This is a genomic window from Thermogemmatispora aurantia, assembly GCF_008974285.1.
In the GTDB taxonomy this organism is placed as follows: domain Bacteria; phylum Chloroflexota; class Ktedonobacteria; order Ktedonobacterales; family Ktedonobacteraceae; genus Thermogemmatispora; species Thermogemmatispora aurantia.
In genome coordinates this window covers 724,276-744,001 of record NZ_BKZV01000003.1, presented here as the reverse complement: position 1 = coordinate 744,001, position 19,726 = coordinate 724,276, and the positions used below count along the sequence as shown (strand labels likewise).

Genomic DNA, 19,726 nt, shown 5'->3' with positions numbered 1-19,726 from the left:
CCAGCTTGGATAGTGGGTTGCCCTCATTCTAGCAGAGAAGGAATCACCATACCATCACGCCCGGTGTCTCCATCCTCACAAAGTTGTCACAACCCTGGTCAGTCTGGCCGCGGCTGCGCCAGCCGGGCGCTCTTTGCCCGTGGGGGATCATGGTGGCTACTGCTCCCGTTTCTGTGAATTTGCTGAGGCTTGCGCCCTTGTTACTGGCATGGTACCATGCTCACAAAGCGCGATGGCACAAGGCGCGCACAACAGTTGGCTGATTTCTCTCCGACTGAGATGAGAGGAAGGAGGAACCTCATGGATGAGCGCGATGAGGCACAGCCGGGCGAGAATACCTACGTGATCGACTCGGAACAGGCTGCCGAGCTGGCGCGTCTCATGCAGCAGGATCGTATCTTGACGACAGCCCTGGGGGGACTCTTCCCGGAGGGGCAGCAGCTGCCCGAGGATGGACGCCTGCTCGATCTGGCCTGTGGCCCTGGAGGGTGGACCCTGGAGGTCGCTTTTGCTTATCCCCACCTTGAAATCATTGGAGTCGATATCAGCCCTCAGATTGTCGAGTACGCCAACGCTCAAGCCGGGTCGCGTCGCCTCGCCAATGTCCACTTTCGCGTCATGAATGTCATGGAGCCGCTGGCTTTCCCCGACGCCTCCTTCGATCTGATCAATGGACGCCTGATGTGTGGCTTCATGCGGCCTGAAGCCTGGCCGCAGCTATTAGCGGAGTGCCGGCGTCTGCTCAAACCTGGCGGAATCATTCGCCTGACCGAGATGGAGCCAGTTCTGACCACCAGCCCGGCCTTTGAGCGCTTCGCTGCCCTGGGGGCGCTGGCCATGAAACGTGCGGGGTTGAGCTTCTCGCCCGATGGGCGCCACTTCGGCATTACGCCCGTTCTGCCGCGCCTGGTGCGTCGAGCCGGCTTTGTCGATGTGCACCTGCGTCCCTGTGCTATTGAGTGGTCGGCGGATACACCCTATCACTATCCCTTCTTCAAGGACTACCTGGTCTTCCTGGACCTCATCCAGCCATTCATGGTGCGCATGGGCGTAGCGACCCGCGAGGAACTGGCTCGCCTCTATCAGCTGGCGATTGCTGAGATGCAGCAGGAAGAGTTCTGTGCCATCTGGAACTTTCTCACTGTCTGGGGGCGCAGGCCGGAAGCCTAATGACCTTGCCAGGGCCTCAACTCCGTCTTCCCTCGTCTCTCCCCTGCCCACTGGTTGCGGTTGGGGCCAGTGGGGGATGGCAGAAGAGAAGGAAGGGAGGAGAGGAGCAAGCGCGAGCCGGGTTGACCCGACGCTGTGTCATCCTGGCCCACGCCGGCTTCCAGGCAGGATCAGCAGTAGAAAAGCAGAGGAGGAGGAACTGAAAGCGCGCAATGCTCTATCCGATCATGACCGACACGCGGGAAGTCTTTGATCTCAACGGTATCTGGCAGTTCCGCCTGGACCCTGGTCAGGGACTGGCCGAGCGCTGGTATGAGCGCCCGCTGCGGGAGAGCGTGCCTATGCCGGTGCCAGCCTCTTTTAACGAGCTTGGTGCAGCCGCCGCCGATCGCGACCATGTCGGGCGGGTCTGGTACGAGCGCGAACTGCTCATTCCTCGCCGCCTGCTGGAGCGGCGCCTTGTCTTGCGCTTCGGGGCCGTAGCCCATGCTGCGCAGGTCTACCTCAACGGGCAGCCGCTGGTCGCCCACCGCGGTGGCTTCACACCTTTCGAAGCCGAAATCAATGCTCTGGCCCAACCGGGCAAGAACCGTCTGACCGTCCTGGTCGACAACACCCTTGACTACAGCACCCTGCCCGTCGCCCACTATCGCGAGGAGCAGCTTCCCGACGGCAGCCGGCTGGTCACGGACATCCCCAACTTCGACTTCTTCAACTATGCCGGCATCCATCGTCCCGTGCGCCTCTACACGACGCCCGCCACCTACATCCGCGATATTGTGCTCACCAGCGCCCTCGACGGGGCCGATGGCCTGGTCTCCTACCGCGTGGTCGTCGATGGGGTCGGGCGCGAGGCGGTTGCTGTGCGCCTGCGGCTGCTGGATGCCGAGGGCCGGACGGTGGCCAGTGGTCAAGGAACGGAAGGCCAGCTACGCATCAAAGATGTGCAGCCGTGGGAGCCAGGTCAGCCCTATCTCTACACCTGCCTGGTTGAACTCTGGGACGGTGACGGGAGTGGCGAGCCTCTGGACAGCTACGAGGAGCCGTTTGGGGTGCGCACGGTGGCCGTCGAAGATGGGCAGTTCCTGCTCAACGGCAAGCCTTTTTATTTCAAGGGCTGCGGCAAGCACGAAGATTTCCCGATTCACGGGCGTGGCCTCGATGAGGCTGTGTGCGTCAAGGACCTCAACCTCTTGCGCTGGCTCGGGGCCAATTCTTTCCGCACCTCGCACTATCCCTATGCCGAGGAGCTGATGCGTCTGGCCGACCGTCTGGGCCTGGTCGTTATCGATGAGGTGCCAGCGGTGGGCCTCCACCTCAACCTTGGTTCTGGCCCGGGTAGCGCGCGGCGCCAGACCTGGCGAGAGCTGACAACGGCGGCACAGCATGAGCAGGCCCTGCGCGAGCTGATCGCCCGCGACAAAAACCATGCTTGCGTTGTCATGTGGTCGGTGGCCAACGAACCGGCCACTGAAGAGGAAGGCGCCCGTGCCTACTTTGAGCCGTTGCTGCGCCTGGCGCGTCAGCTTGATCCGCAGTGCCGTCCGCTGACCATTACCTTGCAGATGTGGGCCACGCCGGCCAGCGATACCGTTGCTGACCTGCTCGACGTCATTGCCCTGAACCGCTACTATGGCTGGTATGTCCACGGTGGGCGTCTGGAAGCGGCGCGAGCCTTGTTGCAGGCCGAGCTGAGGGAGTGGATGAAGCGTCTGCCGGGCAAGCCAATCCTCTTGAGCGAATACGGGGCCGATGCCCTCGCTGGCATGCATGACGAGCCGCCGACCATGTTCTCAGAAGAGTACCAGGCGGCTCTGCTGCAGACCTATCATGAGGTCTTGGATGCCTGCCCCGCTGTTATCGGTGAGCATGTCTGGAACTTCGCCGATTTCCAGACGGAGCAGGGCATCACGCGCGTGCAGGGCAATCGCAAGGGGATCTTTACGCGGGACCGGCGGCCCAAGCTGGCGGCCCATACCCTGCGCGCGCGCTGGCGGGCCATTCCCGATTTTGGCTACAAGCTCCAGCCTTCTTCCCGGGAGTGAGGCGGTGGCCTGGTGCCCGTCCCGCCAGCCGTCTTCCCGCTGAGTGCGCAGGATGGGCACCACAGCGGCTGGCCTCATCTCAGCCAGGCTGCCCCTCCTGCTCGCTGGTGCTGGCCGGCGCTGTGGCGGGTTGGCGGCCCCAGACCGTCAGCAGCACACTCACGGCGCAGAACTCATCTTGCTGCATCTCGGCCACGGCCTGCTGGCTCAGTCGCTCTAGCTCCTCCAGGGTGGCCAGGCCCAGTTTCACCGAGAAGGGACGCCCGATCTCAAAGGCGATCAAGAAGTCCTTGAAAAAGCCGTCATGGGCTGGGGTACCGCTCGACCATTCGATGGCACTGGCGCGCAGGTGCACCTCTTCAAAGCCGGCCTGGCGCAGCAGGCGGGGCAGCATGGGCGTGATGCCAACATGGCGCCCGTCTGGTGAGAAGCTCTGGCCGGCCCGCTGGAGCGCGCGAGTCGCCAGGTCCATCAGCGCTTCAAAAGCGGCGCTGGTCGTCAGCGGTGGCTCCCCCTCGGTCAGGCGGATAATCCCGCCGGGCTTGAGCAGGCGCCGACATTCTGCCAGCAAGCGGGGCCAGGCCGCCGGCGTCATAAACCAGGCGATGAAGCGCGCGTTGATCAGGTCAAAGAAGCCATCGGGGAAGGCCAGCGGCTGCATGATGTTCATCGTGCGGAAGTGTACGTTCTCCAGGCGGCACGACTGGGCTTGCGCTCGGGCGTACTCGATAATGGAAGCGCTGATGTCGACACCATAGACGCTCAGCTGGGGATAAGCGAACGCCAGTTCCAGCGCCCAGCCGCCGGGGCCGCACGCGAGATCCAGCACCCGCCCATCTTCGGGCAACTCCTGTCCTTCGGGAAAGAGACCCCCCATCCCTTCGGTCACCACACGCTCCTGTTGCATCAGGCGTGCCAGTTCGGCGGCCTGCTCGGGATCGATGACGTAGGTTGAGGGCGAGGCGTCCTCATGGGCCTTGCTCATCTAGGCTCTACCTCCTCTGGAGCCAACGAGGCTCGTTTGTCAACGAGCCTGAGTGGCTATCCTCTAGGGGCGATAGCGGATTTTTCGAGAGATGCCTTCATAGTAGCATGCTGCTGCACGGCTGGCAAGCAGAGCTGCTCGACGACTCTTGTCTGCAGAAAGGACTGTCAGATGCCGCAGGATATGACGTAGCAGTGGGCATGCTCTCATTAACTGAAGGAGAAGGAAAGGACGGGGAGGCTGCAGGCTTGAGCGTCGCTCACCTCGGCGTTGGAGAGTGTAGGGGGTGAAGGTGCCCTTCTTTCCCGCAGAGCAACTGGCCCACTCGGCTCCAGTCATGGCCCCAAAAAAAGGGCAGGGGCACGTTTCTTCCCAGAGAGAGACAGCGTCCTCTGTCAGGGGGTCAGCTGAAAGGAGGCTTGTGATATGGCGCCGCTGTCCAAGACAACGGATGGAGCGCAAGCTGCGGGGACGGCGAGAGGGACGGAGAGCACGGCCCCGGTCCAGGTAGCTCTCATCGGCGGTCTCCGGGATTTTCTCATCATTATAGTGGCCTTGCTCGGCATCGTGCTTGTCTTGATCCTGGTCCTGAGCAATGGGCGACTCACGACCGCGAGCGACATTGTGGCGGTCCTGAGCGTCTCGGTTTCCAGCATCAGTACGATTGCGGCGGCGGCCTTTGGGGTCTCGGTGGGAACGCAGGCTGGCTCACAGGCGGGCCAGGCTGTGGCCACGGAGACGAAGAAACAGGCGGCTGCTGTCAAGCGTCTGGTGCTGGCGCAGCTCGATCAAGTGGAGGGAAATTATCATCCTGTGGAGGCCGGGATTCGCCAGCTGCCGATGCAGAATCGCACCTTTAGCATCGTCCCTGGTGGGGCCGCCCTGAACCTGCAGGAGCCGATCGCCGTGCCGCAGGAGCACCTTGATCGCATTCGGGAAAGCCTGGGAGCGATCAGAGCGGCGATGACGATGCTGCCCGAGTAGACGACGAAGCGGGAGCAGGCCGGGCCGGGTCGCGCTGAATGAATGAGCAGGGGAAGCCGAGCCGCCAGACTGATCCTGCAGATGGGACCGAGATGACTGTGCCTGAACTGGTGGAGTTCGCGACCCAGCTCACGCAGGCCTATCTGGGCGAACGCTATGGCCGTCATCCTGTGAACGCCGAGCGGACAGCAGCTCTGCACCAGCGCTGGGTACAAGGGCGGCCTTGCTGGCGCACGGCTTGCTCTCGCTTGTCCCCTCAGAAGGGGAGCAGATGATCCCTGTTTGTCCTCCCGCTGGGCTGGCGCTACGGCCCGCGCTCAGGTACTGTCTTCTCTATCAAATCAGAGCTGAGCTGAAGGGAACGGAGGCCACAGGCAGCCCTGGCCCATGATCGCCCGCGCCCGCCCTCCGGCGGCCAGCCGAACCAGCAGCCTGGCCTGTGCTGGTCTGCCTGACTGCGCTTCGCTTCGCTCCGCTCGTCTGCCTATGTCTTCGCTGACTTGCGGGAGGACCCACTGCCATGAACCTTGAGCAAGGCCACAGCGGTCTCGTTACCCCCCAGCGTAGCCGTCTCCTCTCTCTGGACTGGTATCGCACCCTGCGCGGCTCCTCCAGGCATGCCTTCTGGGCCGCCTTCCTCGGCTACGCCCTCGATGCCTTCGACTACCAGATCTTTTCCTTCGTGCTGACAGCCACGGCGGCGGCCTTCGGGCTGACGACCGGTCAGTCGGGCCTGATTGCCACGGTGACGCTGGTCGTCTCGGCCTTCGGCGGCATTCTGGCCGGCGTCTTTGCTGACCTGATCGGGCGTGTCCGCACCTTGATGCTGACGATTGCCGTCTATTCGCTCTTTACTTTCCTCTCGGGCCTGGCGCCCAACTACGGCTTCCTGCTCCTGTTCCGCTCGCTCCAGGGTCTGGGCTTCGGTGGCGAGTGGGCCGCCGGCGCCATTCTCATCGCTGAGGTGGCCGATCCGGCCCAGCGCGGGCGTGTCTTGGGGATGGTGCAAAGCTCGTGGGCTGTCGGCTGGGGTCTGGCCCTCGTCGCCTATACCCTGGTCTTCTCCTTCTTCCCGGTCTCCATCGCCTGGCGCATCTCCTTCTGCCTGGGCATCTTGCCCGGACTTCTGACCCTCTATGTGCGCTCGCGCGTGCCGGAGCCGGAGGTCTTTGTCCAGACGCGCGCCGCTGAGCAGCAGGCCGCCGGGGACCGGATGCCCAGTACCCGCAGCTCGCTGTTGCAGATCTTTCAGCCGGACCTGCTTGGGCGCACGCTGCCAGCCACCTTGCTGGCCATTGGGGCCCAGGGCGGCTATTATGCGATCTTTACCTGGCTGCCGACCTTCCTGAAGACGGTGCGCCATCTCTCGGTGGTGGGCAGCGCTCCCTATCTGGCGGTGGTCATTATCGGCTCCTTCGTGGGCTATGTGACCAGCGGCTATATCAATGACTGGCTGGGCCGCCGTCCGACCTTTGCCATCTACGCTATTTGTAGCGCCGCCTTGATTTTCCTCTACACCCAGATTCCGAGCGGCGCGAATGGGCTGCTGCTGGTCCTGGGGGCGCCGCTGGGCTTCTTTGCTTCGGGCATCTTCAGCGGCTTCGGCTCTTTCCTGGCGGAGATCTTCCCGTCGCGGGCCCGCGGGGCTGGCCAGGGCTTCTGCTACAATTTCGGGCGTGGCGTGGGGGCCTTCTTCCCGACGATCATTGGCTTCCTCTCGGGAGCTATTGGCCTGGGGGGCGCCATCGGCTTCGGTGCCTGTGCTTATGCCCTCTGCCTGATCGCTCTCCTGCTGCTGCCGGAGACGCGCGGCAAGCGTCTGGTGGCCGTCGATTAGGCCGCGCCGCTGACTCGTTGCCGTGCTTTGCCTTCCTTCCTTGATCTGAAAGGAGGTTCTGACGACTGCCATGCAGATGGAAGAACTCGCTCGCCTGAGCGCGGCGGAGGCGCGCCAGCTGATCCGCGCGGGCCGCTGGCGCCGTCCAACAACCGGGCTGGCCCTGGGCCATGTCCAGGCCAATCTGGTGATTCTGCCCGCCGACTGGGCTGAGGAGTTTGCTGAATTCTGTCGGCGCAATTCCCAGGCTCTTCCTCTGCTGGAAATGACGGCCCCAGGCGACCCTGAGCCGCGCCGCCTGGCGCCCGGGGCCGATCTGCGCACCGATCTGCCGCGTTACCGTGTCTATCGCCAGGGCCGGCTGGTCGAAGAGCGGGAGGATCTCCTCCCGCTCTGGCGTCCCGATCTGGTGGCTTTCCTGCTTGGCTGCTCCTTCTCGGCGGAGCGCGCCTTGCTGGAGGCCGGGGTCCGTCTGCGTCATCTGGAGGAAGGGCGCAACGTGGCCATGTATCGCACGAGCCGACCCTGTCAGGCCACGGCTCGCTTGCATGGGCCGCTGGTAGTGAGCATGCGCCCGATCAAAGGCGACCAGGTGGCGCGGGCCAGCGAGGTGACGGCGCGCTATCCGCTGGCGCATGGGGCGCCGGTGCATTGCGGCGAGCCGCTGGCCCTGGGCATTGCCGATCTGGGACGGCCCGACTGGGGCGATCCCATCGCCGTGGCCCCCGACGAGGTGCCGGTCTTTTGGGCCTGTGGCGTCACACCGCAGGCGGTGATCATGGAGAGTCAGCCGCCGCTTGCTATCACTCACGCCCCGGGATATATGTTTATTACCGATTGGCGCGACCAGGAGATCGACCAGCGCACGAGCACGAACCCGCGCTGAGCGCGTGAGGTGGGCCGGGCCGGGCCGGGCTGGACAGGTCGGGGTCATCGGCGCTGTGCTGGCCTGGCTCGCCTGCTGCTTGTCGTAGGAGAGGAGAGAGGACTGTCGAGGAGTACAGGAATGACTGCAATTCTTGCCGGAGTTGATACGGGAGGCACGTTTACCGATCTGGTGCTCTTTCAGGAGGGAAAGCTGCGCGTTCATAAGGTCTTCTCGACCCCGCATGATCCGTCGCAGGCCATTCTGGAGGGGCTTCAGGAGCTGGGGGCGTTGCCGCGCCTGCGCACGCTGGTGCATGGCTCAACGGTGGCCACCAATGCCGTGCTGGAGGGCAAGGGGGCCCGCACCGGCCTGATTACCACGGCGGGCTTCCGCGACGTGTTGGAGATCGGGCGGCAGACGCGGCCCAGCCTCTACAATCTGCGCGTGCAGAAGGTGCCGCCGCTGGTGCCGCGGGCGCGGCGGGTCGAGGTTGTCGAGCGGCTCAATGAGCGCGGTGAGGTGCTCATTCCCCTGGATGAGGGATCGCTCGAAGAGGCCCTGGCCACGCTGGCGCGCGAAGAAGTGGAGGCGGTGGCCGTGGTGCTGCTCTTTAGCTTCGCCAATCCAGCCCATGAGCGGCGCGTGGCTGAGGCGGCCCGCCAGCGGGGCTGGTACGTCTCGGCCTCGGCGGAGGTCCTGCCGGAGTTCCGCGAGTACGAGCGCACCAGTACGCTGGTGCTCAATGCCTATGTGGGGCCGCTGATCGATCGCTATCTGGGCCAGCTGGAGCAGGCGCTGCCGGCGGGCACGGGCCTGCGCATCATGCAGTCAAACGGCGGCTCGATATCGAGCGCGATGGCGCGGCGTGAGGCGGCGCGGACCTTGCTCTCTGGTCCGGCGGCGGGCGTGGTGGGGGCGCGCTTTGTGGCCCGGGCCTCGGGCATCGAGCGGCTGATTGCCCTCGATATCGGCGGCACGTCGACCGATGTCTCGCTGGTCGAGGGGGCGATTACAGAGACGACCGACGGGCGCATTGGGGGCCATCCGACGAAGCTGCCGATGATCGATATCCATACGGTGGGGGCCGGCGGGGGCAGCCTGGCCTGGTTCGATCTGGGTGGCGCCCTGCGCGTGGGGCCGCGCTCGGCGGGAGCTGTGCCGGGGCCGGCGGCCTACGGACGCGGCGGGACGGAGGCCACCGTGACTGATGCGCATGTGGTGCTCGGGCGCCTGTTGCCTGATGCCTTCCTGGGCGGCAGCCGGCGTCTGGATGTCGTCCAGGCGCGCCAGGCGGTGGGGCGCATCGCTGCCCGGCTGGGGGCGTCGCTGGAGGAGGCGGCCCTTGGTATCGTGCGCATTGCCAATGCCAATATGGAGGCGGCCATTCGCCTGATCTCTGTTGAACGTGGGCTTGATCCGCGTCACTTTACGCTGGTCGCCTTTGGGGGGGCTGGTCCCCTGCATGCCTGCGAGCTGGCGGCGTCCCTCTCGATCCCGCGCGTGCTCGTCCCGGCGGCTCCGGGGGTGCTCTCGGCCCTCGGCATGCTGGTGGCCGACGTGCTCAAGGACTACGTGCGCACGCTGATGCTGCCCATTGATCAGGAGCAGGCTCAGGCTACCGTTGAGGAGGCGCTACTGGCTCTGGAGGAGCAGGGGCGGGCCGATCTGTTGGCTGAGGGCTTCGCGGGGGAGCGGATTCAGATCGAGCGCTATCTCGATCTGCGCTATGTCGGCCAGTCGTACGAGCTGACCATTCCTTTCGGCGGCGACTGCGCGCGCGCGGCTCAGCAGTTCCATCTGGCCCATGAGCGGCGCTTTGGCTACAGCGATCCCAATGAGCCGGTGCAGGTAGTCAACGTCCGTCTCAAGGCGCGCGGCCTGGTTGAGCCGCCGGTGCTGGAGCGTCAGCCGCTGCAGCCGGAGGCGGTGGTTCAGCCGCTGGAACGGCGCCAGGTCATTTTTGCCGGCGAGGCCGGGCCGGTGGCGCATGAGGCGGCTATCTATGAGCGGAGCGCGCTGGTGCCGGGAGTACAGTTCGTCGGTCCGGCCATTGTCACCCAATACGACACGACGACCGTGGTGCCGCCAGGCTGGCGGGCGCGCGTCGATGCCGTTGGCAATCTCTTAATTGAGCTGGCCGGCGATGGCCCGGCGGGCGTGCAGCAGCTCCAGCAGCAGCGCCGTCAGCCCGCGCAGGCCGCTTCAGCCCAGCTTGCTGAGGAGGGGTCGCACGTATGGTAGATGCCATCAGTCTGGAGATCTTTCGCAGCGCCTTGACGGCCATTGCCGAGGAGATGGGGGCCGTGCTGATGCGCAGCAGCTACTCGCCCAATATCAAGGAGCGGCGCGACTTCTCCTGCGCCCTCTTTGATGCCCGCGGGCGCCTGGTGGCCCAGGCGGCCCATATCCCGGTCCATCTCGGCTCGATGCCCGATTCGGTGGCCGAGGCCCTGGTGGCCTTCGATCATTTTGCGCCTGGCGATATTATTGCTCTCAACGATCCGTTTCTGGGGGGCACGCATCTGCCCGATATCACGTTGATTGCGCCGATCTTTGTCGAGGTCGAGGAGGAGCAGCGCCTGATCGGCTTTGCAGCCAACCGCGCTCACCATGCTGATGTCGGGGGGATGGCGCCGGGGTCGATGCCGCTGGCGACCGAGATCTATCAGGAGGGGCTGATTATTCCCCCGCTCAAGCTGTGGGAGGCGGGTCAGCCTAATCGGGCCTTGCTGGCGCTACTCTTGCGCAATGTGCGCACGCCCGATGAGCGCCGCGGCGACCTGGCGGCCCAGGTGGCGGCCAATCGGACGGCGGCCCGTCGCCTGCAGGAGCTGGTCGATCGCTGGGGCCTGGCGGCTCTGGAGGAGCATGTGGAGGCGCTGATCGACTATGCGGCGCGTATGGCGCGGGCCACCATTGCCGCCATTCCCGATGGCTGCTATCGCTTTACCGACTATCTGGATGATGACGGGGTGACGGGCGAGGGCATTCCGATTGCGGTGACGGTGACGGTGCGTGGCAGCGAGTTGACGGTGGACTTTACGGGGAGCGCTCCCCAGGTGCGCGGCAATGTCAATACGGTGGCCTCGGTGGCGCGTTCGGCGACCTATTATGTGGTGCGCTGCCTGATGCCGGAGGATGCGCCGATGAATCACGGGACGTTCGCGCCCGTGACGGTGATTGCGCCGCGGGGCTCGGTGGTCAATGCGCGTCCGCCGGCGGCGGTGGCCCAGGGCAATGTCGAGACGTCGCAGCGCCTGGTCGATGCGATCTTTGGGGCCTTGGCGCAGGCGTTGCCGGAGGTGGTGCCGGCGGCCAGCCAGGGGACGATGAATAATATTGCTGCCGGGGGGATCGATCCGCGGACGCAGCAGCCCTTTGCTTACTATGAGACAATGGGGGGTGGCATGGGGGCCCGCCCGGGCCTCGATGGGCTGTCGGGGGTGCATACGCATATGAGCAATACGTTGAATACGCCGGTGGAGGCGTTCGAGTATGCCTATCCCATGCGTGTGACGCGCTATGCGCTGCGCGATGGGTCGGGGGGCGCGGGCCAGGCCCGCGGGGGCGATGGGCTGGTGCGCGAGATCCGCTTTGAGGCGCCTGCTGAGGTGACGCTGCTGACGGAGCGGCGCCGCCTGCCGCCCTATGGCCTGCAGGGGGGAGAGCCGGGGCGCTGCGGGGAAAACTGGCTCTATCGCCGCGATGGCGAGGTGACCTTGCTGCCGGGCAAGGTGCATTTCCGCGCTGAGCCGGGCGATCGCCTGGTGATCGCCTCGCCTGGCGGTGGTGGCTGGGGGCAGGCGCCCGCGCCTGCGCTGGCGGCAGCCGAGGGTGCCTAGCGCGGGCTGGCCCGCCCGGGCCGGGCTGGACCAGGCCGGTCGTCATCTCCTGCAGGAGTGCCCACGATGAAACCGAATCTGCGTCTGAGACATGAGCGCGAGATGCGAGGCTGGTCGCAGGCCAGGGTCGCCGAGGCCATCGGCTCGTCTGAGAAGAATGTCAGTCGCTGGGAGCGGGGAGTCTCCTCGCCGCAGCCCTATTATCGCGAGAGGCTCTGTCAGCTCTTCGGCAAGAGCGCCCGCGAGCTGGGCTTTGTGGAGGAGGCCGGGGGTGGGCTGCAGGAGCGCGAGACCTCCCCAGGTCAGGGCCGTCAGGAGCGGGTGCTTGATCCGACGATGCCGCCGCTGCCAAACGAGGGGCGCGGCCTGGTCGGGCGCGAGACTCTGCTCGGGGAGCTGACGGCCCAGCTCTGTGCTGGGCGCTCGCTGGCGCTCTGTGGGTTGCCTGGGGTGGGGAAGACCGCTCTGGCCGTGACGTTGGCGCACGATCCGCGCGTGCTGGCGCGCTTTGAGGCGGGGGTGCTCTGGGCGGGCCTGGGGCCGCGCCCGAATGTGTTGGAGCATCTGCGCCGCTGGGAGCAGTTGCTGGGGGTGCCGCCGGCAACGGGAGAGCTGTCGCTGGAGGCGCGGGCCCGTGCCTTGCGGACGGCCATCGGGCAGCGCGGCTTTGTGCTGGTCATCGATGATGTTTGGGAGCTGGAGGCGGCTCTGGCTTTCAAGATCGGGGGGCCGCGCTCGGTCTTGATCGCCACGACGCGCTTTCCGCGCCTGGCGCTGGCGATCGCCGGTGAGGGAGCGCGGACGATTCATGAGCTGGAGAGCGCCGACGGGCTGGCTTTGCTGGCGCAGTGGGCGCCGGAGGTGGTGGCGCACGATCGGCGCGCGGCTTTGAGCCTGGTCGAGGAGGTTGGGGGGCTGCCGCTGGCTTTGACCCTGCTGGGGAAGTATTTACAGTCTCAGGCCCATAGCGGCCAGCCGCGTCGCCTGCAGGCGGCCCTGGCCCGCTTGCGCAGCTCGCATCAGCGCCTGCATGTCAGCGAGATGCGCGGTCCACTGGAGCAGCCGCCGCATCTGGCCTGGGGGACGCCGCTCTCGCTGCAGTCGGCCATTGCTGTCAGTGATCAGCAGCTCGATGAGCAGGCGCGTGAGGTGCTGCGCGCCTTGTCGGTCTTCCCGCCGAAGCCGAATAGCTTTAGCGAGGAGGCGGCCCTGGCGGTGGCCCAGGCTCCGCCGGAGGCGCTGGATGCTCTGGTCGATGCCGGCCTGTTGGAGAGCAGCGGCGCCGGACGCTATTTGTTGCATCAGACGATTGCCGATTATGCCAGCGCTCATCTGCGCGATCCGCAGGCCGGCGAGCGCCTGGTGGCCTATGTGACGGGCCTGCTGGAGCGGCATGGGAACGACGATGCCGCTCTGGAGCTGGAGAGCCGCAATATTGTGGCCGGCCTGCAGTATGCTTTTGAGAATGGACGCCATGCGCGCTTTATCCGCGGGGTGTTGGCCTTTGCGCCCTTTCTGCGCCGGCGTGGCTTTTATGATCTGGCCCGTCTCTATTTGCAGCGCGCCTATCAGATTGCTATCTGGTCGAGCGATGCGGCGACGCAGGGGCGTCTCTTGTTGGGTCTGGGCGAGGTGGCGCTGCGTCAGGGCGATCTGAAGGCGGCGGGCGGCTATCTGCGCGAGGCGCTGGTGCTGGTGCGTGAGGGCAGGCTGCGGCGCGAGTGGCGGCGCGTTCTGCGCCTGTTGCGCTATCTGGCCTGGCGCCAGGGCGAGGTTGAGCGGGCCGCCGATTATGGGCGCGAGCTGGCGATGCTGGTGGCGGAGGAGGGCGGCGGCGACGGCTGAGGCCGGGGCAGGGTCTCGCGCATGAGCAGGGCGGCGAGGCAGCCCGAGAGGAAGGTGAGGAGGGCGACCAGGCCGATGGCCCAGGGAATCGAGAGCAGGTCGGCCAGCAGTCCGGCCAGGAGGCCGCCAATGGCGTAGCCGCTGTCGCGCCAGAGACGGTAGACGCCGACCGCCGAGGCGCGCCAGTCGGGCGGGGTGACGTCGCTGACGGCGGCCAGCAGGGTCGGGTAGACGAGGGCGGTGCCGCTGCCCAGGAGGATGGCCCCCAGAAGCCAGGGCCAGAAGCCCTGCGTGAGGAGCATCAGGGCCAGACCAATGGCCTGCACCCACATGCCCACGCTGATCATCCCTTTGCGCCCCAGTCGATCAGAGATGGCTCCTGTCAGGAGCTGGCCCGCACCCCAGACGGCTGGGTAGGCGGCGACCAGCCAGCCGATGTGCGCGGCGTCGAGGCCGGCGGCGGCGAAGTAGAGGGGGAAGAGGCCCCAGGAGAGGCCGTCGTTGAGGTTATTGACCAGGCCCGCTTGGCTGACGGCCAGCAGGGTGCGGTCGCGCCAGGAGACGTGTGCCACGATCTGCCAGAAGCTGGGGGCGGGTTGCTCCGGGGTCTGGGCCGTGCCGGCAGGGGTGGCCCGGGCCTGGGTCTGGAACTGGCGAGCTTCCTGGCGGGCGTGGCCCTGCGATTCGCGGGCGCCGAAGAGGGAGAGGAGCAGGCCGCAGAGGGCGAGCAGGGTGCCCAGCAGGAAGGGCTGGGGACGCAGGGCGTAGGCGGTGGCCAGGTAGCCGGCGGCCAGGGCAGCGGCGGAGACGGCCAGGTAGCCCGCGGCCTCGTTGAGGCCCATCGCCAGGCCGCGCCGCCGCGGTCCCACCAGGTCGATTTTCATGATGACGGTGGTTGACCAGCACAGGCCCTGGTTGATGCCGAGCAGGACGTTGGCGAAGACGACCCAGCCCCAGTTTGGGGCCACGATGATGAGGGGCGAGACTAGCAGGCCGACGAGCCAGCCAGCAACGAGGATGCGCTTGCGCCCGTAGCGGTCGCCGAGGCGGCCCGCCAGCAGGTTGGCCAGGGCCTTGACGAGGCCGAAGCTGATCAGAAAGGAGAGGATGGCGGTTTTGGAGGCCAGGCCAAAGTCGTGGGCGGCCAGCAGCGGCAGGATGGTGCGCTCGATGCCGACGAGCGAGCCGACGAAGGCGTTGATGATGACGAGCAGGGTGAACTGCTGCCAGTTGGCGCGCAGCCCTAGCTGCGGCTGGGGTGCCTCTGATTGGGGACGCTGGTTCTGGCCGGCTGGGTGCTTAAAGGGTGACCGCACAGCGATTGGCTCCTCCTTCCAGTTCTTCGGGTGGGACGGTGGGCCACTCTCCGCTTTCGTTGGCGGCGATGATCTCTTGATAGTGGGCCGGTGGCGCGGGCAGGTTGCTGAGTAGCTGGGCGCTGAAGGTGGCGGGCGAGGCCAGGAGCGGCGCCAGCCAGCCGCGTACGGTGGCCAGGGTGGTCAGGGCGGGCTGGCCGTCGAAGGGCAGCGGGCGCGCGCTGTGGCCGGCCAGCACCAGGCTGTCGTCGGGCAGGCTGAGCAGGCGCTGCAGGCTGGTGTAGAGCAGGGCGACGCGGCGGCGGGCCTCGTCGGGGTCGGCGTCGAGATCGGGACGCCCGAGGCCCTCGGGAAAGAGGGTGTCGCCGCTGAAGAGCAGGGCCGGCCTCCCTGGCGGACCGGGCAGCAGGTAGCAGGTGCTCTCGGGGGTGTGGCCGGGCGTGTGCAGGGCCTGCAGGTGCAGGCGCCCGATGGTGAGCTGCTGGCCGTCGGCGATGGGTTTGAAGGGGAAGCTGACGCGCCGTTGGGCGGGCAGGTAGAGGTCGGCTCCGCAGGCTGCGGCCAGGGCGCGGGCCCGTGAAAGGTGGTCGGCATGGATGTGGGTTTCCAGGACGGCGGTGATCTGCCAGCCGCACTGTCGGGCTTGTTGCTGGTAGACGGTGGGATCGAGGGCCGGGTCGAGGACGAGGGCGGCGGCGCCGTCGCTGATGAGGTAGGAGAGGCAGCCTTTGCCGGTGCGTCGGATCTGGATGACCTGCCGCTGCTCTGGCTCTGGCGTCGTGCTGGCGGCTTCCGGCTGTCGGGAGGAGCCAGGTTCGGGCAGGACGGGGGCCGTGTTCCAGGCCAGGCTCCAGGCGCGCATGCCTCCCTCCAGGGAGTAGGCGGTGAAGCCGCGGGCGGCTAGGAGAGCGGCGGCGCGCTGGCTGACCAGGCCGGCCTCGCAGACGGTGACGACGGGCCGGTCCTTGGGTAGGGCGAGCTGGTCCAGTCCGCCTGGCTGGCCGGCTTTGAGGGCTTCATAGGCGTCAAGGTGCTGGCTGCCCGGGATCGACCAGGCGGCATAAGCGGCGGTGGGCCGCACGTCGAGGATGGTGACAGCCTGGCCGCTCTCCAGCCAGGTGCGTAGGGTTTCGACGCTGATGCGCTCCATTAGAGGACGCTCCTTTCCGCTGCCTGGGCCTGGATGATGGGGAGACCGCGCTCTTGCCATTCGGGGACGCCGACTTCCAGGCGCCAGGCGCGAAAGCCGTGGGCGCGCAGGAGGGCGACGGCTTCGTCGGCGAAGACGCAGTAGGGGCCGCGGCAGTAGGCGATGATCTCGCAGTCGCGGGGCAGCTCGCTCAGGTGGGCCGCCAGCTCGGCGACGGGGAGCGAGCGCGCTTGTGGCAGGTGGGCGCTGGCGTATTCGTCGCGAGGGCGCACGTCGAGAAGCAGGGCGCGCCCGCTTTGGAGTAGCTCCAGGGCAGCGTCGATGCTGAGGGCGGGCCAGTGGCGGCGCTCGGGCAGCCAGGTGCTGACGAGGTGCTCCAGCTCGGCCAGATGGGCTTCGCCGGTGCGCCGCAGGGCCAGCCAGAGGCGCACGACTTCGCCGGAGGCCAGGCGATAGCGTCGCTGACGCCCGCGACGCCGCACGTCGACGAGCCGCGCCGCGTGGAGAATCTGCAGGTGCTGGGAGACGGTGGCCACGGGCAGGGTGGTCTCACGGGCTAGCTCTTCGACGCTGCGCTCGCTCTGGGCGAGGAGGTCGAGCAGCTCCAGTCGATGAGGGCTGGCCAGGGCTTTGCCGATGCGCGCCAGTTGTTCGTAGAGCTGGTTTTTAAAGGCTCGCTTGCTTTCAGGGTGCTGGTATGCCACGCCGATCTCTGCTCTCCTCTTCTTTTTTCCTCTGTCCTGCTCTGTTTTGCTCTTTCCTACTTTACGCTCTTCTTGTGTATACTCCTGTCTGATTCTGGGTGCTCTTGTCTGCTGGCTGAGACGGACGGCGCACCGTTGTTGGTGGGCCTGGCTCGGCGCCTGACCCTGCTCTCTCTGTCTGTTTGTCTGTCTCGTCACCGGTTTGGCTACGCCAGGCTCTGCGTTCTTCGATAGATTGATATTCAATAGAATAATTGAATGATTGAGGGATGTCAAGGGGTGGGGGGAGAAGGCCGGGTGTGGGGGCAAAGGGCTACAAGCCTGGAGCGGATGAGGCGGGCTTCCTAACCTGGGTTGCGGCTAACGATTCTGAGGTGGAGTCAGGCGGTGCCCATCCCAGGCGGGCAAAGGAGACATTTTGTTCCTTACATAAGCCAGGGTCCCGAGTGCTTTCAACCCCAGACGGGAGAAGCAAGCATTCTGACGCGATCGGCTCTTCAGGGATGAGGACGAGATCGATTGGTTCCAACCCCAGAGCGGGCGAGACAGCCACCTGACACAACACCCCTCACAGCTGGTGCTGCTGGACACAATCGGCAGCTTCGGTTTCAATCCCCGAGCGGGCGAACCAAGCGTTCTGACGCACTGGAGTACTGCTACGGACCGTCAACGTCGTCGTTTCAATCCCCGAGCGGGCGAACCAGGCATTCTGACTTCGTCTGGGCTTGTGCCGGGCGGAGGCGGGCGAGTGTTTCAATCCCCGAGCGGGCGAACCAGGCATTCTGACATCGCATGGGAGATCGAGCTAGATGCTCTTCGCGAAGTTTCAATCCCCGAGCGGGCTAAATAAGCATTCTGACGCGGCCTGTCGGCCTTGCGCCGGCTAGCCGACGGGGTTTCAATCCCCGAGCGGGCTAAATAAGCATTCTGACGACAGTTCCGGCGGGAGGGCCGCCAAAGGAGCCTCCGTTTCAATCCCCGAGCGGGCTAAATAAGCATTCTGACTTTGCAGCATGCATTGCTAAGTAGTAATTACCGGCATAGTTTCAATCCCCGAGCGGGCTAAATAAGCATTCTGACAGGGAGCCTTGTCGGGCGAAAGAGTGGATGAAAGAAAAGTTTCAATCCCCGAGCGGGCTAAATAAGCATTCTGACGGAGGAGCTGGCTCTTAAGGAGCCGGCTCGCCACACAGTTTCAATCCCAGAGCGGGCTAAATAAGCATTCTGACACGAACCGGATTGCTCTTCGGTATCCCCAACGTTTTAGTTTCAATCCCAGAGCGGGCTAAATAAGCATTCTGACACGCGAACGCCGGGCGACACTCGCGCGCAAGCGTCGGAGTTTCAATCCCAGAGCGGGCTAAATAAGCATTCTGACCCCTAGCCGCAATCTCTGCTAGCTGCTCAAGGACCTCGTTTCAATCCCAGAGCGGGCTAAATAAGCATTCTGACATTAACCCCACAGACTGTCGAAGAGATCGTTGTTTCTGTTTCAATCCCAGAGCGGGCTAAATAAGCATTCTGACATTAACCCCACAGACTGTCGAAGAGATCGTTGTTTCTGTTTCAATCCCAGAGCGGGCTAAATAAGCATTCTGACCGCACAAACCCAGACACGTACACAATTCCACAACAATGTTTCAATCCCAGAGCGGGCTAAATAAGCATTCTGACCAAGAGCGGGACGCGCGTGACCATCAGGACAAGGATGTTTCAATCCCAGAGCGGGCTAAATAAGCATTCTGACTTCATCGACGCCAACCAGCCCAAGTGGATCGTCATCGTTTCAATCCCCGAGCGGGCTAAATAAGCATTCTGACTGTCCAGGAGGAGCAGGAGAAAGGAGCCCAACAATGAGTTTCAATCCCCGAGCGGGCTAACCAGGCATTCTGACATCGCATGGGAGATCGAGCTAGATGCTCTTCGCGAAGTTTCAATCCCCGAGCGGGCTAAATAAGCATTCTGACTTTGCAGCATGCATTGCTAAGTAGTAATTACCGGCATAGTTTCAATCCCAGAGCGGGCTAAATAAGCATTCTGACGGAGGAGCTGGCTCTTAAGGAGCCGGCTCGCCACACAGTTTCAATCCCAGAGCGGGCTAAATAAGCATTCTGACCGGGGCAGTTGACTCTTGGGAGCGGGCAGAATAGCCAGTTTCAATCCCAGAGCGGGCTAAATAAGCATTCTGACTGAACGGTGTTTTTTGTGTAACAAGTTTATAAGAAAGATGTTTCAATCCCAGAGCGGGCTAAATAAGCATTCTGACATCAGTGCCCGCGTGCTCCTGCGGGCCTATCAACAAGGTTTCAATCCCAGAGCGGGCTAAATAAGCATTCTGACTCATCTTGGTCGGGGCAATACTCATCTGGTTGGTTGTGTTTCAATCCCAGAGCGGGCTAAATAAGCATTCTGACAAGCGCCATCGACTATTTCAAAGCAATTTGCTCCTCTTCGGTTTCAATCCCAGAGCGGGCTAAATAAGCATTCTGACACAATCGCATCTGGCGTATACGCAAGCGAAAACTCGCCAGTTTCAATCCCAGAGCGGGCTAAATAAGCATTCTGACTGTCGGCAACGCCAACGCCAACGCCGTATTTCTTCGTGTTTCAATCCCAGAGCGGGCTAAATAAGCATTCTGACCTGACCTTCTCTTAGAATCCCCATACGATCAGACTGCCATTATGTTTCAATCCCAGAGCGGGCTAAACAGGCATTCTGACGTAGAGGCATTGCTGGTAGAGTTGGTAAGCCCGGTGTTTCAATCCCAGAGCGGGCTAAACAGGCATTCTGACTGTGGAGAAGAATGACTGAATCGGCGTCCTGGACGAGTTTCAATCCCAGAGCGGGCTAAACAGGCATTCTGACGGTACCCTCTCTAGAATAGCATCGCAGGCGGCCTCAGTCAAGCCTTTTCGAGCATCCCAAAAAAACGGTCATCAGTGACCGCTGTTGCGCGGTCATGATGCCAGCCACTCTGGC

At 64.5% G+C, this 19,726-nt stretch carries 13 protein-coding genes and 1 CRISPR repeat array; of the genes, 9 read left to right on the top strand and 4 right to left on the bottom strand.

Annotated elements, in window-relative coordinates:
• Window positions 1–300: 300 nt before the first annotated feature.
• A complete protein-coding gene (locus KTAU_RS12605; protein WP_170293263.1) occupies window positions 301–1,170 on the top strand; it encodes a class I SAM-dependent methyltransferase in 870 nt (289 codons plus the stop codon).
• A 212-nt stretch (window positions 1,171–1,382) separates the two neighbouring features.
• On the top strand, window positions 1,383–3,215 hold the full coding sequence (gene uidA / locus KTAU_RS12600) for a beta-glucuronidase (protein ID WP_151728700.1): 1,833 nt from the start codon (window positions 1,383–1,385) through the stop codon (window positions 3,213–3,215).
• Window positions 3,216–3,294: 79 nt separating this feature from the next.
• On the opposite strand, the gene KTAU_RS12595 is transcribed toward uidA, so the two are convergent.
• A complete protein-coding gene (locus KTAU_RS12595) occupies window positions 3,295–4,200 on the bottom strand; it encodes a class I SAM-dependent methyltransferase (RefSeq protein ID WP_151728699.1) in 906 nt (301 codons plus the stop codon).
• Window positions 4,201–4,626: 426 nt separating this feature from the next.
• Between KTAU_RS12595 and KTAU_RS12590 the strand changes: the two genes are divergently transcribed.
• From KTAU_RS12590 to KTAU_RS12565, 7 genes are all read left to right on the top strand, one after another.
• On the top strand, window positions 4,627–5,184 hold the full coding sequence (locus KTAU_RS12590; RefSeq protein ID WP_151728698.1) for a hypothetical protein: 558 nt from the start codon (window positions 4,627–4,629) through the stop codon (window positions 5,182–5,184).
• 38 nt (window positions 5,185–5,222) lie between these two features.
• Window positions 5,223–5,459 (top strand): DUF4129 domain-containing protein, encoded by a 237-nt coding sequence (locus KTAU_RS22385; RefSeq protein ID WP_371875084.1) that lies wholly within the window; start codon window positions 5,223–5,225, stop codon window positions 5,457–5,459.
• A 245-nt stretch (window positions 5,460–5,704) separates the two neighbouring features.
• Entirely contained in the window at window positions 5,705–7,021 is a 1,317-nt protein-coding gene (locus KTAU_RS12585; RefSeq protein ID WP_084659184.1) for an MFS transporter, read from the top strand.
• 76 nt (window positions 7,022–7,097) lie between these two features.
• Window positions 7,098–7,907, top strand: coding sequence for a putative hydro-lyase (locus KTAU_RS12580; RefSeq protein ID WP_151728747.1), 810 nt, complete (start codon window positions 7,098–7,100; stop codon window positions 7,905–7,907).
• Between the two features lie 120 nt (window positions 7,908–8,027).
• On the top strand, window positions 8,028–10,130 hold the full coding sequence (locus KTAU_RS12575; protein WP_151728697.1) for a hydantoinase/oxoprolinase family protein: 2,103 nt from the start codon (window positions 8,028–8,030) through the stop codon (window positions 10,128–10,130).
• Complete coding sequence (locus tag KTAU_RS12570) at window positions 10,124–11,731, top strand: hydantoinase B/oxoprolinase family protein (protein ID WP_151728696.1); 1,608 nt, start codon at window positions 10,124–10,126, stop codon at window positions 11,729–11,731. The genes KTAU_RS12575 and KTAU_RS12570 overlap by 7 nt, the downstream gene beginning before the upstream one ends.
• 66 nt (window positions 11,732–11,797) lie before the next feature.
• On the top strand, window positions 11,798–13,576 hold the full coding sequence (locus KTAU_RS12565; protein ID WP_151728695.1) for a helix-turn-helix domain-containing protein: 1,779 nt from the start codon (window positions 11,798–11,800) through the stop codon (window positions 13,574–13,576).
• On the opposite strand, the gene KTAU_RS12560 is transcribed toward KTAU_RS12565, so the two are convergent.
• The 3 genes from KTAU_RS12560 to KTAU_RS12550 are packed head-to-tail and all read right to left on the bottom strand — an operon-like array spanning window position 13,522 to window position 16,746.
• The gene (locus KTAU_RS12560) at window positions 13,522–14,892 is read right to left on the bottom strand and encodes an MFS transporter (RefSeq protein WP_151728694.1); all 1,371 of its coding nucleotides are present in this window, start codon (window positions 14,890–14,892) and stop codon (window positions 13,522–13,524) included. The two genes, KTAU_RS12565 and KTAU_RS12560, sit on opposite strands and share 55 nt — an antisense overlap.
• Complete coding sequence (locus KTAU_RS12555; protein WP_151728693.1) at window positions 14,876–16,042, bottom strand: MBL fold metallo-hydrolase; 1,167 nt, start codon at window positions 16,040–16,042, stop codon at window positions 14,876–14,878. Before KTAU_RS12555 ends, KTAU_RS12560 begins: the two co-directional genes overlap by 17 nt.
• The gene (locus KTAU_RS12550) at window positions 16,042–16,746 is read right to left on the bottom strand and encodes an ArsR/SmtB family transcription factor (RefSeq protein WP_151728692.1); all 705 of its coding nucleotides are present in this window, start codon (window positions 16,744–16,746) and stop codon (window positions 16,042–16,044) included. Before KTAU_RS12550 ends, KTAU_RS12555 begins: the two co-directional genes overlap by 1 nt.
• A gap of 605 nt (window positions 16,747–17,351) precedes the next feature.
• A CRISPR array of direct repeats spans window positions 17,352–19,612; the repeat unit is 37 nt; unit sequence GTTTCAATCCCAGAGCGGGCTAAATAAGCATTCTGAC.
• Window positions 19,613–19,726: the final 114 nt, after the last annotated feature.

Coding starts and splice junctions, on each gene's coding strand:
- KTAU_RS12580 (WP_151728747.1), top strand. CDS start 7,098: ATGGAAGAACTCGCTCGCCTGAGCGCGGCGGAGGCGCGCCAGCTGATC.
- KTAU_RS22385 (WP_371875084.1), top strand. CDS start 5,223: ATGAATGAGCAGGGGAAGCCGAGCCGCCAGACTGATCCTGCAGATGGG.
- KTAU_RS12590 (WP_151728698.1), top strand. CDS start 4,627: ATGGCGCCGCTGTCCAAGACAACGGATGGAGCGCAAGCTGCGGGGACG.
- KTAU_RS12555 (WP_151728693.1), bottom strand. CDS start 16,042: ATGGAGCGCATCAGCGTCGAAACCCTACGCACCTGGCTGGAGAGCGGC.
- KTAU_RS12605 (WP_170293263.1), top strand. CDS start 301: ATGGATGAGCGCGATGAGGCACAGCCGGGCGAGAATACCTACGTGATC.
- KTAU_RS12575 (WP_151728697.1), top strand. CDS start 8,028: ATGACTGCAATTCTTGCCGGAGTTGATACGGGAGGCACGTTTACCGAT.
- uidA (WP_151728700.1), top strand. CDS start 1,383: ATGCTCTATCCGATCATGACCGACACGCGGGAAGTCTTTGATCTCAAC.
- KTAU_RS12595 (WP_151728699.1), bottom strand. CDS start 4,200: ATGAGCAAGGCCCATGAGGACGCCTCGCCCTCAACCTACGTCATCGAT.
- KTAU_RS12585 (WP_084659184.1), top strand. CDS start 5,705: ATGAACCTTGAGCAAGGCCACAGCGGTCTCGTTACCCCCCAGCGTAGC.
- KTAU_RS12565 (WP_151728695.1), top strand. CDS start 11,798: ATGAAACCGAATCTGCGTCTGAGACATGAGCGCGAGATGCGAGGCTGG.
- KTAU_RS12570 (WP_151728696.1), top strand. CDS start 10,124: ATGGTAGATGCCATCAGTCTGGAGATCTTTCGCAGCGCCTTGACGGCC.